This window comes from Stenotrophomonas sp. Ker107b (assembly GCF_053847245.1).
The window spans coordinates 470,005-483,364 of the sequence record NZ_JBSPHX010000001.1 but is presented as its reverse complement, the minus strand read 5'-3'; the positions used below and the strand labels follow the sequence as shown (position 1 = coordinate 483,364).

Genomic DNA, 13,360 nt, shown 5'->3' with positions numbered 1-13,360 from the left:
CCCCCGCCGCCCCAGCCCGCAGCACCACAGAGCCCACCGCTCCTGCACTTGCTTCACCAACGCCAAACCCCGCAACCGCTGCAACCGCTGCAACCGCCGAAGCAAACCTGAACCCCACCGCCAACCCGCGCCCCCGCAACACCCCTGTCAAGCCTTGTTAGCGACCACCGCCACCGCTACCCTGACCGGGCATCACATTGGTTCGGCATGTCCACTTCCCGTTTCGTACATCTCCACGTCCACACCGAATTTTCGCTGGCGGATTCGACCATCCGTGTCCCGGCGAAGCCGGATCAGGCTGACCCGAAAAAAGCAAAGCAGGCCAACCTGCTCAGCCGCGCGGTCGAACTGAAGCTGCCCGCACTGGCAGTGACGGATCTCAACAACCTGTTCGCGCTGGTCAAGTTCTACAAAGCCGCCGAAACCGTGGGCATCAAACCCATCGCCGGCGCGGACATCATGATCGCCGAAGAAGGCATGACGCCCTGGCGCATGACCCTGCTCTGCCGCGACCGCGAAGGCTACCTCAGCCTCTCCAGGCTGCTGACCCGCGCCTGGATGGAAGGCCATCGCCCCGAAGGCGGCGTCGCCGTCCACCCGGACTGGCTCAAAGCCGGCTGCCACAACCTGTTCGCACTGGCCGGCCGCGACAGCCTCGCCGGCCGCCTCGCCGGCGACGGCCGCCACGATCTGGCCGAGCAACAGCTCGCCGACTGGCAGCGCGTGTTCGGCGACGGCCTGCATCTGGAGCTGACCCGCACCGGCCGCGATGGCGAAGAAGCCTTCAACCAGTTCGCCCTGCAGGCCGCCGGCCAGCGTGGCCTGCCGGTGATCGCCAGCAACGATGTGCGCTTCCTGCAGCCGGAAGACTTCAGCGCCCACGAAGCGCGCGTCTGCATTTCCTCCGGCCGCGTGCTGGACGATCCCAAACGCCCGCGCGACTACAGCGACCAGCAGTACCTCAAGTCCGCCGAGGACATGTGCGCGCTGTTCGCCGACATCCCCGACGCGATCGACAACACCCTGGCGCTGGCCGAACGCTGCAACATCGAGATGCGCCTCGGCACCTACTTCCTGCCCAACTATCCGGTCCCCGAAGAGGAAACCCTCGACAGCTGGATCTGCAGCGAATCGCGCAAGGGCCTGGAAGCGCGCCTCGAAAAGAATCCGCTGGCGCCGGGCAAGACCCGCGCCGACTATTTCGAGCGTCTCGAATTCGAACTGGCCACCATCATCAAGATGGGCTTCCCCGGCTACTTCCTGATCGTGGCCGACTTCATCCAGTGGGGAAAGAACCAGGGCATTCCGATCGGCCCCGGGCGCGGTTCCGGTGCCGGCTCGCTGGTGGCCTGGGCGCTGCAGATCACCGATCTGGATCCGATCCCGTACAACCTGCTGTTCGAGCGGTTCCTCAACCCCGAACGCGTGTCGATGCCCGACTTCGACATCGACTTCTGCATGGACCGCCGCGACGAGGTCATCGACTACGTCGCGCGCAAGTACGGTCGCGACCGCGTCAGCCAGATCATCACCTACGGCACCATGGCGGCCAAGGCCGTGGTGCGCGATTCCGGTCGCGTGCTCGGCTTCCCGTACGGTCTGGTCGACGGCGTCTCCAAGCTGATTCCCAACATCCTGGGCATCTCGCTCAAGGATGCGATGGGCGAAGGCAAGGATTCGGAAATGGCGTCGCCGGAGTTGATCCAGCGCTACCAGAACGAAGACGATGTCCGCGACCTGATCGACCTGGCGCGCCAGCTCGAAGACCTCACCCGCAACGCCGGCAAGCACGCCGGTGGCGTGGTGATCGCACCGGAACCGCTGGCCGAATTCTGCCCGCTGTTCGCCGAACATGACGAAGGCGGCCGCGGCCGCAACCCGGTCACCCAGTTCGACAAGAACGACGTCGAAGAAATCGGCCTGGTGAAGTTCGACTTCCTGGGCCTGCGCACGCTGACGATCATCGACTGGGCGGTCAAGGCGATCAACAAGCGGCACGAGCGCGCCGGCATTCCGCCGGTGGACATCACCGCGCTGCCGCTGGATGACGTGCCTACCTACAAGGACATCTTCGCCAACGGCAATACCGGCGCGGTGTTCCAGTTCGAATCCTCGGGCATGCGCCGCCTGCTGAAAGACGCGCGTCCTGACCGCTTCGAAGATCTCATCGCGCTGGTGTCGCTGTACCGACCCGGCCCGATGGACCTGATTCCCTCCTTCAACGCGCGTAAGCACGGGCAGGAAGAAATCATCTATCCCGATCCGCGCACCGAAGCGATCCTGAAAGACACCTACGGCATCATGGTGTACCAGGAGCAGGTGATGCAGATGGCGCAGATCGTCGGCGGTTACTCGCTGGGCGGCGCCGATCTGCTGCGCCGTGCGATGGGCAAGAAGGTGCCGGCCGAAATGGCCAAGCACCGCGAGATCTTCCGCGAAGGTGCGGCCAAGGACGGTGTCGTCGAAGCCAAGGCCGACGCGATCTTCGACCTGATGGAGAAGTTCGCCGGCTACGGCTTCAACAAGTCGCACGCCGCCGCCTACGCACTGGTGAGTTACCAGACCGCCTGGCTCAAGCGTCATTACCCGGCCGAATTCATGGCCGCGACGCTGTCCTCGGACATGGACAACACCGACAAGGTGGTCGGCTTCCTCGCCGAAGTGCGCAACCTCGGCCTGACCGTGCTGCCGCCGCGCGTGAACGAATCGGCGTACATGTTCGAAGCCTCCAGCGCCGACACCATCGTGTACGGCCTGGGTGCGATCAAGGGCGTCGGCCAGGGTGCCTGCGAAGCGATCGTGGAAGAGCGCCAGCGTGGCGGCCGCTATGCGTCGCTGCTGGATTTCTGCATGCGCGCCGAATCGGGCAAGCTCAACCGCCGCACGCTGGAAGCGATGATCAACTGCGGCGCGATGGACGGGCTCGGCAAGAACCGCGCCTCGCTGATGCTGCAGCTGCCCGAAGTCCTCAAGGCCACCGACCAGATGGCGCGCGAGAAGGCCTCCGGGCAGAACTCGCTGTTCGGCGCGCCCGATCCGGTCAGCACCGCGATGCAGCTGGAGCTGCCGGAAGCCAACGAGTGGGCGCTGGGCCAGTTGCTGGACGGCGAGCGCGAAACGCTGGGCTTCTACCTCAGTGGCCACCCGTTCGATCCCTACGCCGATGACGTCAAGGAACTGGTCGGCACCGACCTGGGCAAGCTGGAAAAGCTGATCCCGCCGGCCCGCCCGAGCAAGGACGGCGAGAAGCGTGCCTGGCGCCAGGAAACGCCGGTGATCCTGGCCGGCCTGGTGGTCGGCGTGCGCCGCAAGGGCGAAAGCCAGATCTTCATGCAGCTCGAAGACGGCAAGGGCCGCGTGGAATGCAGCGCCTTCACCGATGGTCTGGCCGAGTTCGGCCACCTGATGACCAAGGACCGCATCCTGGTGGTCAAGGGCGGCCTGCGCGAAGACGAGTTCAACGGCGGCTATGCGCTGCGCATCCGTCAGGTCTGGGATTACGAAGACATCTGCGCCAACTACGCCACGCGGCTGTCGCTGCGGGTGGATCTGCGCCAGGACGGTGCGGTGTGGAACCGCGTCAACGCCCTGCTCGACCGGCATCGCCCCGGCCGTACACCGCTGCGCCTGGACCTGCTGCTTGGCTCGGAACAGGGCCCGGTGGCCGGCATGCTGGATGTCGCCGGTGACATCGCCGTGCGCGTGGACAGCCACCTGGTCGATGCGTTGCGCGCCGATCCCGCGGTCCGCACGGTGAAGGTGCGCTACAGCCCGCCCTGGGCGAACTGATTTTTTTCTGTTGCAACACAGGTATTTTGTTTTGATCAAGCGTTTTGCCGTGCTGCTGAGTGCAGCCGTCGCCATCACCGGCTGTTCCAGCCCCGCCCAGACCTTCGAGATCGACAACCCGGGCGCCACACCGCTGACCCTGCGCATCGATGGCAATGAACTGCCGATCGCCGCGCACGCCTCGTGCCCGGTCAAGCTCAAGCCGGGTGAACATCATCTGCAGACCGACCAGCTCGGCGATGTGCGTTTCATCGTCTACGCCAGCGGCAAGGGTGGCTTGATCAACCCGACCCTGGCCGAGTACGTGATCGCCAATGAGATCTACGTCACCGGTGAAGACAAGCTGCAGCACTTCGGCAGCCTGAAGAACCAGATCGAGCTGGGCGGCGTGACGTTCGAAGGCCCGTACCAGACCACCCATGACCTGTTCATCGACCAGGCCTGGAGCTTCGGCGTCCGCGAGCCGTTCCCGGAGGTCCAGACCGTGGCCCATGTGGACGCCAGCGGCGGCCGGATCAACGCCAAGATCTTCACTGCCCCGGATTTCATCGCCTACGTCGAAGCAGGCACGGGCCAGCCCGGTGCTTACGCACGCCAGCAGCCCCAGGGCTACGTGGCACCCGCCTACACGCTGGAGGCAGCCCCGACCGCCCTGCCGCCGCTGGATCCGGCCTTCGAGGTCCATGCCGGCCCGCTGCGCGAGCTGTACACCCGCTACCTGCACGCCACCTCTGCCGATGCGCAGCTGCAGCTCCAGCAGGAGGCCTTCCAGGCGCAGATGGCGTTCACCGCAGCGACCGCCCGACTGGGCTCGGGCCTGCCCAAGGAGGCCAACGAGGGCTACAACACCTTCGTGAAGACCCGCAGCACGCTGATGGGCAGCGCGGCGCTGGTCGTCCCCTGACCTGCTGGCGCCCTTCGCCCCGCTGCGCTACCGTCGGTTTCCAGACGACGGCGTACGGGGCTTTTCGGCGCATTCGGCTACACTTTCCCTCTTTTCTTCACGACGGTTTCCGATGAATCCGAACTACCTCGACTTCGAGCAACCCATCGCTGATCTGGAGGCGAAGATCCAGGAACTGCGCAGCGCCAGCGCCGGACCTGCGGTCAATGTCGAGGCCGAGGTGCATGCCCTGCGGGACAAGCTGCGGGTGCGCACCGCGCAGATCTTCCGCAACCTGACCTCCTGGCAGGTGCTGCAGCTGGCCCGGCATCCTTCCCGCCCGTACACCGAGGACTACATCCGCATCATCTGCGATGAGTTCCAGGAACTGGCCGGCGACCGCGCCTTCGCCGACGACAAGGCGATCATCGGCGGTCTGGCCCGCATCGGTGGCCGCTCGGTGATGCTGATCGGCCATCAGAAGGGCCGCGACACCAAGGAAAAGATCAAGCGCAACTTCGGCATGCCCAAGCCGGAGGGCTACCGCAAGGCGCTGCGCCTGATGAAGATGGCCGAGCGTTTCGGCCTGCCGGTGCTGACGCTGATCGACACCGCCGGCGCCTGGCCGGGCATCGATGCCGAATCGCGCGGCCAGTCCGAAGCGATCGCACGCAACCTGATGGAAATGGCCGAACTGAAGGTGCCGGTGGTCTGCACGGTGATCGGTGAAGGCGGCTCGGGTGGCGCACTGGCCCTGGGCGTGGGCGACCGCACCGTGATGCTGGAGTACAGCGTGTACTCGACCATCAGCCCGGAAGGCTGCGCCTCGATCCTGTGGAAGGACCCGGCCAAGGCCAAGGACGCCGCCGAACAGCTCGGCCTGACCGCCCCGCGCCTGAAGGGCCTGGGCCTGGTGGACAAGGTGGTGCGTGAGCCGACCGGTGGCGCCCACCGCAACCCGAACCAGATGGCCAAACGCCTCAAGGCCGTGCTGCTCAACGAGCTGGACGTGCTGGAGAAGCTGCCGGTCGATGAGCTGCTGCAGAAGCGTTACGAGCGCCTGCGCAGCTACGGGACCTACGAAGTGGCCTGATCAGGCTGCGGCGCAGACGAAAAAGCCGGACGCGCAAGCGCCCGGCTTTTTTTTCAGAACGGCTTGGCGATCACCAGCCAGACCACGCCGATGAACAGCACCAGCGGCAGTTCGTTGAACCAGCGCAGCGCGCGCGAGGACGGCAACGGCTTGCCGCGTACCGCGCCCTTCAACAGGCGCCCGGTCCACGAGTAATACACCAGCAGCAGCACCACCAGGCCGAGCTTGGCATGCAGCCAGCCCGCCGCACCGGGCGCGACCATGGTCGGGAAATCGGGAATCACGCGGTAGCCCAGCCACAGCACCACGCCCAGGATCAGCGCGAGGCCGAACATCATGTGGCCAAACTTGTACAGGCGCAGGCCCATCAGCTGCAGCCGCTCGGTCACCGGCAGCTGGCCGGCGGTCTCGCTGAGGTTGACCAGGATCCGGGGCAGATAGAACACCGCCGCCATCCACGCCACCACGAACAACAGATGGAAGGTCTTGACCCAGTAATAGGACTGCATGTGCTTGCTCCGGCGGCTGGCATGGGTTGGCCGCCATTCTCGCATGCCCGGTAGAGCCGCCCCATGGGGGCAGGCGCGACCCATCGCCACACCTCCACTACGCATCCGCGCGCGCCACGCCGTACGATAAGCGCCGCTTTCACCCACGTGCACATCTTCCATGGACAAAACCTACGACGCCGCCTACTTCCAGCGCTGGTACCAGCCTGACCAGACCGGTGGCGCCGCGCGCCTGGCGCGCAAGGTGGCGCTCGCCGTGGCCAGCGCCGAGTACTACCTGGAACGCCCGATCCGCAGCGTGCTGGATATCGGCTGTGGCGAAGGCGCCTGGCGTGCGCCGCTGCTCAAGCTGCGCCCCCGCGTGCAGTACCTGGGCTTCGACAGCAGCGATTACGCCGTGCACCGCTACGGCCGCAGCCGCAACCTGCACCCGGCCAAGGTCGGCGATTTCGCCTGGCTGCGCCCGTGCGCACCGGTCGATCTGCTGATCTGCTCGGACGTAATGCACTACGTGCCCAGCCGCGAGCTGCGCCCGGCACTGGAGGGCTTTGCCGAACTGACCGCCGGCGTGGCCTTCCTGGAGGCATTCACGGCCGAGGATGACTTCGATGGCGACCACGAAGGTTTCCAGCCGCGACCGGCGCGCTGGTACCGCAGCCAGCTCAAGCGGGTCGGCTTCACTGCCTTGGGCTCGCACTGCTGGTTGTCTCCCGCACTGGCAGGTCACGCGGCTGCCCTGGAACGCGGCGCGCCCTGAGTCTCGATAACAACTGAGACAGGCCCCGCATTAACGCGCCCGCCCGACGGGTGCGCTATGCTGCGCGGCAACATAAGACCATACATATTGGACGTCATGCTATATCAGCTGCATGAGTTGACCCGCAACCTGCTCGCCCCGTGGGTGCACCAGGCCCAGGCCAACGCGAAGTTCTTCGCCAATCAAGGTCATTGGTGGTCGCAGATGCCCGGCGCGGATCGCCTGGCCGCTGTGAACGAGCTGTTCCACCGCATCGGCAAGGATTACGAGAAGCCCGAATGGGGCATCAATGAAATCGACGTCGAGGGCGAGCGCGTGCCGATCGTCGTCCACGAAGAAATCAGCAAGCCGTTCTGCAAACTGCTGCGCTTCAAGCGCCACAGCAATGAAGCCGACCAGCTGCACACCATGCTCAACCAGCCGTTCGTGCTGGTGGTAGCGCCCTTGTCCGGCCACCACGCCACGCTGCTGCGCGATACCGTACGTACCCTGCTGCGCGATCACCGCGTGTATGTGACCGACTGGGTCGATGCGCGCATGGTGCCGGGCAGCGAAGGCGAGTTCGGGCTGGATGACTACATCGCCTATGTGCAGGAATTCATCCGCCACCTCGGTGCGGAAAAGCTGCACGTGATCAGCGTTTGCCAGCCGACCGTGCCGGTGCTTGCCGCCGTCTCGCTGATGGCCAGCCGTGGCGAAACCACGCCGCGGTCGCTGGTGATGATGGGTGGCCCGATCGATGCGCGCTGCAGCCCGACCGCGGTCAACAACCTGGCCACGCAGAACCCGATGTCGTGGTTCGAGAACAATGTCATCCACACCGTGCCGGCCACCTTCCCCGGCGCCGGCCGCCGCGTGTACCCGGGCTTCCTGCAGCACGCCGGGTTCCTGTCGATGAACCCGAGCCGCCACTTCAGTTCGCACTGGGATTTCTATGCCGACCTGGTCAAGGGCGACATGGAAGATGCCGACGCGCACCGTCGTTTCTACGATGAGTACAACGCGGTGCTCGACATGCCGGCCAAGTACTACCTGGACACGATCCGCGTGGTCTTCCAGGAGTTCCTGCTGCCGCGCGGCGAGTGGTACGTGCAGGGTGAACGCGTGGATCCCAGCGCGATCACCGGCACCGCACTGCTGAGCATCGAAGGCGAGCTGGACGATATCGCCGGCCTCGGCCAGACCGAAGCGGCGCAGGACCTGTGCACCGGCATTCCGGCCGCGCATCGCGAGCATTTCATCGTCGAAGGTGCCGGCCACTACGGCATCTTCAGCGGCCGCCGCTGGCGCGAAACGGTCTACCCCAAGGTGCGCGATTTCTTCGCGGCCCATGCGCAGACCGTGGCCAGCAAGCCGAAAAAAGCCGCGAAAATCGCGAGCAACGTGACCCCGTTGCGCCGTAACGCGGGCTGACGAGCGCTTGGCGTAAGCCCCCCGACCAGGGGGCTTACGCTGTGGGTAGTGCCGGCCGCCGGCCGGCCGCGCTTTCATCCAGCAGCTTGGGGAGCCGGCCAGCGGCCGGCACTACCGGATCCTCGGGTTCCAACCTGTGGCCGTGGGTTACAGCCGCACCAGCAGATGCTTGGCCATCATCCCGTGCAGGTGACCGATGCCGCGGGCCAGGTGCAGCGTCGCGAACAGCAGCAGCACGCCGATGATCGCCAGCAGCGGTGTGACCCAGATCGGCAGCATCTGGATGCCGTCGATGTGGATGCCCACGTAGTCACTGGAGAACAGCGCCGCCACGGGTGCCCAGATGAAGCCGATGGAGGTCGACAACAGCGTGGTGGCGATCGTGAAGTAGACGATGCCCAGCGGCAGCATCAGCACGAAGTACAGCAGGGTCAGCCAGGTGCGGCCATCGGTGAACATGTCACCGATGCGCTGCAGCCAGCTGCGGCTGCGGTCGGAATACGTCGGCCGGCGCGGCATGCGCTCGCCCAGCAGGGCCTCCACCAGTCGTCCTTCCAGCAGCGACAGACCGCGCACCGAACCGAAGAACAGCACCGCCACCGGAATGCCGATGATCAGCACCATCAGGCCCAGCGACAGCGACAGGCCGGTGACCACCCAGGTAAAGAAGAAGATACCGGTGGCCAGCGAGAGCAGCATGTAGAACAGCGCGCCATAGGTGCGTGCCTCCAGCGCGACGCCGAAGAAGCGGGCCAAGGCCGAGCGTGGCTTGGGCGGCGCCTGCGGCGGTGGTACCGAGGCGATGCCGGGGCTGGTGGCCGCTGCACGCCGGATCGGTGCAGCACCCGCGCTCGGCGTGCGCAGCGCACGGTTCACGGTGATTTCCGTTTCGCGGTAGATCTCGGCCACTTCTTCCGGCGCACCGTAGCTGCCGGCCACATCGGCGATCACCTCGGCCTCGCTGCGGCCCGGCTGGGCGGCCAGCTCCGAGCGCAGGTATTCCTCGGCGTCGTACAGGGCGTCCTGCACCATCGCCGGATCGGCGTCGTGCAGCGCCGCGCGCAGCTGTGCCAGATACGCCGGGATGGTGGTCGGCAAGGCCCGACCGGCCACGGATTCGATGTTCATGCGGTTACCCCTTCCAGGACGGAATCGACGGAATCACGGGTGGCACGCCACGCGGCGGTCCATTGACTGAGCACTTCACGCCCCGTGTCATTGATGCGGTAGTAGCGACGCGGCGGACCAGCCACCGACGGTTCAACATGGCTTTCCAGCAACCCGGCCCCTTCCAGGTTGCGCAGCACCGGGTACAGCGCGCTCTGCTTGCCGCTCAGCACGCCCTCGCCGACCCGCTCCAGCTCCTTGGCGATCAGGTAGCCATACAGCGGCTCACCGGCCTTGGCCAGCACCGCCAGCAAGGCCAGGGATACCGTGCCGGAGCTGAGCTCTTTCTGGAACTTCTTGAGGTGGACTTCGTCTTCGGACATGACCGGCCCTCCACTACGTTGAAGTCAACAGTAGTGCGAAGTCCGCTATAGCGAATGTGTCGTTAGTCACTCTGCCGGTTGGCGAGGGCCGGCTGACAACCAGGTCGGCGGACCCATTGGCTTGCTTGCCCCTCTGCGAGCCGCGGCATACTGTCGCCTTCCAATATCGCAGTGGCTGATCCAGCTGCCGCAGGCACGACGATCCCGGGAATATTCACTTATGACTGAACTTCACTATTGCGACTTCTGGTTTTCCGCAAAGAAGTCCGCGCGAAACATAATCAATGAATCCGAGGCCAAGTCGAGACACGAAAACCACGCTCGCTATACCGTTCTCGTTGGCTCCACCACCACTCCATCAGCGATTGTCGATGTGCTATTGGGCAAAGATATGATTGGCGTCGACTTTCTGGATGAACATCTAAGGGAGCGTCTGACGTATCAGTTCCAACGGGTGGCATCGGACAAGCTGTTCTTGAGCATGGTGGTGCATAGGGAATTCACTGGAAAGAGCGACAACGTTGCTAAAGGAACTTGCTATATATTCAACGAAGATGGTCGGCTCACCATAATCAAGGAAGCTTTTTCGCCCCATCATCTGGAAGAGTGTTCGACTACGCACGACCCCATAGGCAACTACGAACCTGTTCCTGTCTTCGGCCATTACTCCGGTCTAATTGCAGAAGAAAGATAGATGTTGATGCCAGACCGATTGGATCGTCCAAGAGGCGGCGCGCAGGCTGACGCGATTGCCCCGTTGTCTGCCCTCGTCGGCCTCTCTCTTACACCGCAGTTCCGTGCGGCCTTCGTCAAGCAGCAGCGTGCATGATTCAGGCCCCACGTACCGACGCGAGCACCTGCGCGGCGACTGATTCCGGCAGGGTGTGCCTGCCCTCTTCAAGACGGCTGCTCAATGCCTGCCGGCGGGGAGCCCCCAACGGTGAGTAGTGGTGGCTCACCCGAAGCCAGTTCTCCACCAACCGCAGGTGCCAGGCTTGCTCATCGGCGCGCTGCGGCACCGCGTCCAGCAGTAGATCGAGGTGCTGCCAAAGGGGCAACCTGATCAACTGACTCAGCAGGCCTACCTGTGCCACGGCAGAAGGACCATCGTGGCAGAACGCCATCAGCCGGACCGGATCCAGCTCCGCGGCCCACAGTGCTGTCGCGCGGGCCCGCAGCGTGCTCACGGTCCGCCCTTGCTCCTCCAGTGCGGCTCGCAGCCAGTCCAGGCTGGCACCGTCCTCGGCCCGCAGCCAGCCGCGCAGGCAGTTGCGTCGATGGCGCGCCGATACCTGGGGCAGCAGGGTGCGCAATCCATGCACATCGCCAGCCTCGGCATGATCGCCAAGAGCCTCCAATGCCTCGCGCCAGCGCCCGCGTGTACGGTGCTTGAGCTCGTCGCGCCACAATTGGATTGCAGGGGTAGCCTGACGCTGTTGAAGCAACCACGCCGCCAACCTACGCACGCTGCGCGAACGGTCGAACGCAGCAGCGTCGATGTACACGTCGAGGCCAGGCGCTTCGCGTTCGACCAGCGCACGCAGTGCCGCGCCACGTACCCTGCTCGAGGGGGCGGACAATGCGAGGACGCATTGCGCTTCGACCTGTGCGGGCTCGCCGTGTTCCAGAAGATGGTCAAGCGCCAGATGCGAGACATGTGGATCACTGTCCAGCAGCGCGTGTGCGCGCAGTTCCGCCTGGTCCGGATGGATCTGCAGAGCGATGGCATAGGCCGCCAGCCGGGTTCGTGCATCTGGATGACCCAGCAGCCCTTCCAGCACGGCCTGAGCGGAGGGCAATGACAGCCAAGCATACAGGCTGCCCTCGAGCCAATCGCGTTGCGCGCGCTGTGTGTCCCGCAAGCGGACGGCAATCGGCCAGGCAGTCAGCACGTCATGCACCAGGCATTGCCCGAGCAGGGACATCACCACTTCCTGCGCTACCACACGCACTTCGGCTACCCAGTCATTGCAGCGGAGCAAGGCACAGGACAAGGTGAGATGGCTGGGCACCGAGGGCATCATCCGCAACGCGGCTTCGCGCGTGTGACCATTACCATCCGAGCCCGCCAGGAACAGTGCCACTGCCTGTACTTCAACCGGGGCATCCGGACAAGCCTGCAGGCAAGCGAGCAGTCCATCATCGTTGGGGGCCCACCAACTGCGTCGACGCTCATCAAGATCGAACAGGCCCCGTGGCGGCAACGCCTGCAGCCAGCACACGCGGTCCACACCTTCATCGACGACCCCCTTCAGGATCGGGTCGATCATCACGCGCAGTGCGGCTTCGGGCGCTTCCAGGTGCGACATCACCATCGCGTGCTTCCATGGGGAGGATGACCATCGTGCCGCACACGCATCGATCGGGCCAGCACGCCACCGTGGCGCAGGCGCGCACTCTCGCGCAGAATCAGGACATCGTTCATGTTCCGGGGATCCCATGCCACAGCATCGCCGCCTTGCCCTGACCGCCCTCGCCCTCGCCTGCCTGCTGCCCGCAGTAGCCAGCGCGGCCACGCCCTACCGCAGCCCGCAGCAGATTCTGGATGCCTCCCCGGCCAGCGATTGGCGCACGCCGGACCCGGCCAATGTGCTGTACATGAATCTGCCGGCCGGGCGCGTCACGATCGAACTCGCCCCGGCGTTCGCGCCCCAGCACGTGGCCAACATCCAGACGCTGGCGCACGAACATTTCTGGGATGGCGAGAGCATCTACCGGGCGCAGGACAATTTCGTGGTGCAGTTCGGCGACGCCGATGCCGACGATGCGGCCAAGGCCAAGCCCCTGGGCAGTGCCAAGCGCACGCTCCCGGCCGAGTTCCAGCGCGACAGCAAGGGGTTGAAGGTGAGCGCGCTGCCCGACCGTGACGGCTGGGCCGATCAGACCGGCTTCGTCGATGGCTTCCCGGTGGGCCAGGACCGGCAGGACGGGAAGACCTGGCTGGCGCATTGCTACGGCGCGCTGGGTGCCGGCCGCAGCAACGAGGAAGACAGCAGCATCGGGGCGGAGCTGTACGTGGTGACGGGGCAGTCGCCGCGCCAGTTGGACCGCAACATCACGGTGGTGGGACGGGTGCTGCAGGGCATGGAGCTGCTGAGTGCGCTGCCGCGTGGGCCGGCGCCGATGGGGTTCTATGCCGAGGCCGCGCAGCGCACGGCGATTCAGTCGATCCAGCGCGCCAGCGATGTGCCGGCGGCGCAACGGCCGAAGCTGGAGGTGCTGCGCACCGAGTCGAAGACGTTCGCCGATGTGGTGGAGGCACGCCGCAACCGGGTGGATGATTTCTACAAGCGCCCGGCCGGGCACATCGACCTGTGCAACATCGCGGTGCCGGTGCGGTAACGGCACACGCGTTGGCGTTTTGATTGTCTGCGCGCACGGTCGGGTAGAGCCGACCGTTGGTCGGCTGCTCCTCGCCGCGACCGC

At 65.3% G+C, this 13,360-nt stretch carries 11 protein-coding genes; 7 read left to right on the top strand and 4 right to left on the bottom strand.

Going from position 1 to position 13,360, the window contains the following annotated elements:
• Window positions 1–207 precede the first annotated feature (207 nt).
• From dnaE to ACWV8V_RS02345, 3 genes are all read left to right on the top strand, one after another.
• Window positions 208–3,789, top strand: coding sequence for a DNA polymerase III subunit alpha (dnaE, locus tag ACWV8V_RS02355; protein ID WP_455898849.1), 3,582 nt, complete (start codon window positions 208–210; stop codon window positions 3,787–3,789).
• A gap of 34 nt (window positions 3,790–3,823) precedes the next feature.
• Window positions 3,824–4,693: a hypothetical protein gene (locus tag ACWV8V_RS02350; RefSeq protein ID WP_455899594.1), complete on the top strand. Its 870-nt coding sequence runs from the start codon at window positions 3,824–3,826 to the stop codon at window positions 4,691–4,693.
• Between the two features lie 112 nt (window positions 4,694–4,805).
• Window positions 4,806–5,765, top strand: a complete 960-nt coding sequence (locus ACWV8V_RS02345) for an acetyl-CoA carboxylase carboxyltransferase subunit alpha (RefSeq protein ID WP_123728752.1) — start codon at window positions 4,806–4,808, stop codon at window positions 5,763–5,765.
• 53 nt (window positions 5,766–5,818) lie between these two features.
• Here ACWV8V_RS02345 and ACWV8V_RS02340 read toward each other — a convergent pair whose 3' ends face one another.
• Window positions 5,819–6,274 (bottom strand): CopD family protein, encoded by a 456-nt coding sequence (locus ACWV8V_RS02340; RefSeq protein ID WP_259260134.1) that lies wholly within the window; start codon window positions 6,272–6,274, stop codon window positions 5,819–5,821.
• Window positions 6,275–6,434: 160 nt separating this feature from the next.
• Between ACWV8V_RS02340 and ACWV8V_RS02335 the strand changes: the two genes are divergently transcribed.
• Window positions 6,435–7,031 (top strand): class I SAM-dependent DNA methyltransferase, encoded by a 597-nt coding sequence (locus tag ACWV8V_RS02335; RefSeq protein WP_123728750.1) that lies wholly within the window; start codon window positions 6,435–6,437, stop codon window positions 7,029–7,031.
• A 57-nt stretch (window positions 7,032–7,088) separates the two neighbouring features.
• Window positions 7,089–8,444 (top strand): polyhydroxyalkanoate depolymerase, encoded by a 1,356-nt coding sequence (locus tag ACWV8V_RS02330; RefSeq protein ID WP_455898848.1) that lies wholly within the window; start codon window positions 7,089–7,091, stop codon window positions 8,442–8,444.
• A gap of 147 nt (window positions 8,445–8,591) precedes the next feature.
• Here ACWV8V_RS02330 and ACWV8V_RS02325 read toward each other — a convergent pair whose 3' ends face one another.
• Both ACWV8V_RS02325 and ACWV8V_RS02320 read right to left on the bottom strand, forming a co-directional pair.
• Window positions 8,592–9,572 (bottom strand): sensor domain-containing protein, encoded by a 981-nt coding sequence (locus tag ACWV8V_RS02325; protein WP_259260132.1) that lies wholly within the window; start codon window positions 9,570–9,572, stop codon window positions 8,592–8,594.
• A complete protein-coding gene (locus ACWV8V_RS02320) occupies window positions 9,569–9,934 on the bottom strand; it encodes a PadR family transcriptional regulator (RefSeq protein ID WP_455898847.1) in 366 nt (121 codons plus the stop codon). The genes ACWV8V_RS02325 and ACWV8V_RS02320 overlap by 4 nt, the downstream gene beginning before the upstream one ends.
• Window positions 9,935–10,154: 220 nt before the next feature.
• On the opposite strand from ACWV8V_RS02320, the gene ACWV8V_RS02315 reads away from it, so the two are divergent.
• Window positions 10,155–10,628 (top strand): lytic transglycosylase, encoded by a 474-nt coding sequence (locus ACWV8V_RS02315; protein WP_137188983.1) that lies wholly within the window; start codon window positions 10,155–10,157, stop codon window positions 10,626–10,628.
• Between the two features lie 136 nt (window positions 10,629–10,764).
• Here the strand turns inward: ACWV8V_RS02315 and ACWV8V_RS02310 are convergent, their stop codons facing one another.
• Window positions 10,765–12,249 (bottom strand): HEAT repeat domain-containing protein, encoded by a 1,485-nt coding sequence (locus tag ACWV8V_RS02310; RefSeq protein WP_455898846.1) that lies wholly within the window; start codon window positions 12,247–12,249, stop codon window positions 10,765–10,767.
• Window positions 12,250–12,373: 124 nt separating this feature from the next.
• Here ACWV8V_RS02310 and ACWV8V_RS02305 point away from each other — a divergent pair, with 124 nt between their 5' ends.
• Entirely contained in the window at window positions 12,374–13,276 is a 903-nt protein-coding gene (locus tag ACWV8V_RS02305) for a peptidylprolyl isomerase (RefSeq protein ID WP_455898845.1), read from the top strand.
• Window positions 13,277–13,360: the final 84 nt, after the last annotated feature.

What these genes read in the sequence shown, in the direction of transcription:
- ACWV8V_RS02325 (WP_259260132.1), bottom strand. Translation starts at nt 9,572, where the DNA reads ATGAACATCGAATCCGTGGCCGGTCGGGCCTTGCCGACCACCATCCCG.
- ACWV8V_RS02315 (WP_137188983.1), top strand. Translation starts at nt 10,155, where the DNA reads ATGACTGAACTTCACTATTGCGACTTCTGGTTTTCCGCAAAGAAGTCC.
- ACWV8V_RS02320 (WP_455898847.1), bottom strand. Translation starts at nt 9,934, where the DNA reads ATGTCCGAAGACGAAGTCCACCTCAAGAAGTTCCAGAAAGAGCTCAGC.
- ACWV8V_RS02335 (WP_123728750.1), top strand. Translation starts at nt 6,435, where the DNA reads ATGGACAAAACCTACGACGCCGCCTACTTCCAGCGCTGGTACCAGCCT.
- dnaE (WP_455898849.1), top strand. Translation starts at nt 208, where the DNA reads ATGTCCACTTCCCGTTTCGTACATCTCCACGTCCACACCGAATTTTCG.
- ACWV8V_RS02330 (WP_455898848.1), top strand. Translation starts at nt 7,089, where the DNA reads ATGCTGCGCGGCAACATAAGACCATACATATTGGACGTCATGCTATAT.
- ACWV8V_RS02340 (WP_259260134.1), bottom strand. Translation starts at nt 6,274, where the DNA reads ATGCAGTCCTATTACTGGGTCAAGACCTTCCATCTGTTGTTCGTGGTG.
- ACWV8V_RS02305 (WP_455898845.1), top strand. Translation starts at nt 12,374, where the DNA reads ATGCCACAGCATCGCCGCCTTGCCCTGACCGCCCTCGCCCTCGCCTGC.
- ACWV8V_RS02310 (WP_455898846.1), bottom strand. Translation starts at nt 12,249, where the DNA reads ATGGTGATGTCGCACCTGGAAGCGCCCGAAGCCGCACTGCGCGTGATG.
- ACWV8V_RS02345 (WP_123728752.1), top strand. Translation starts at nt 4,806, where the DNA reads ATGAATCCGAACTACCTCGACTTCGAGCAACCCATCGCTGATCTGGAG.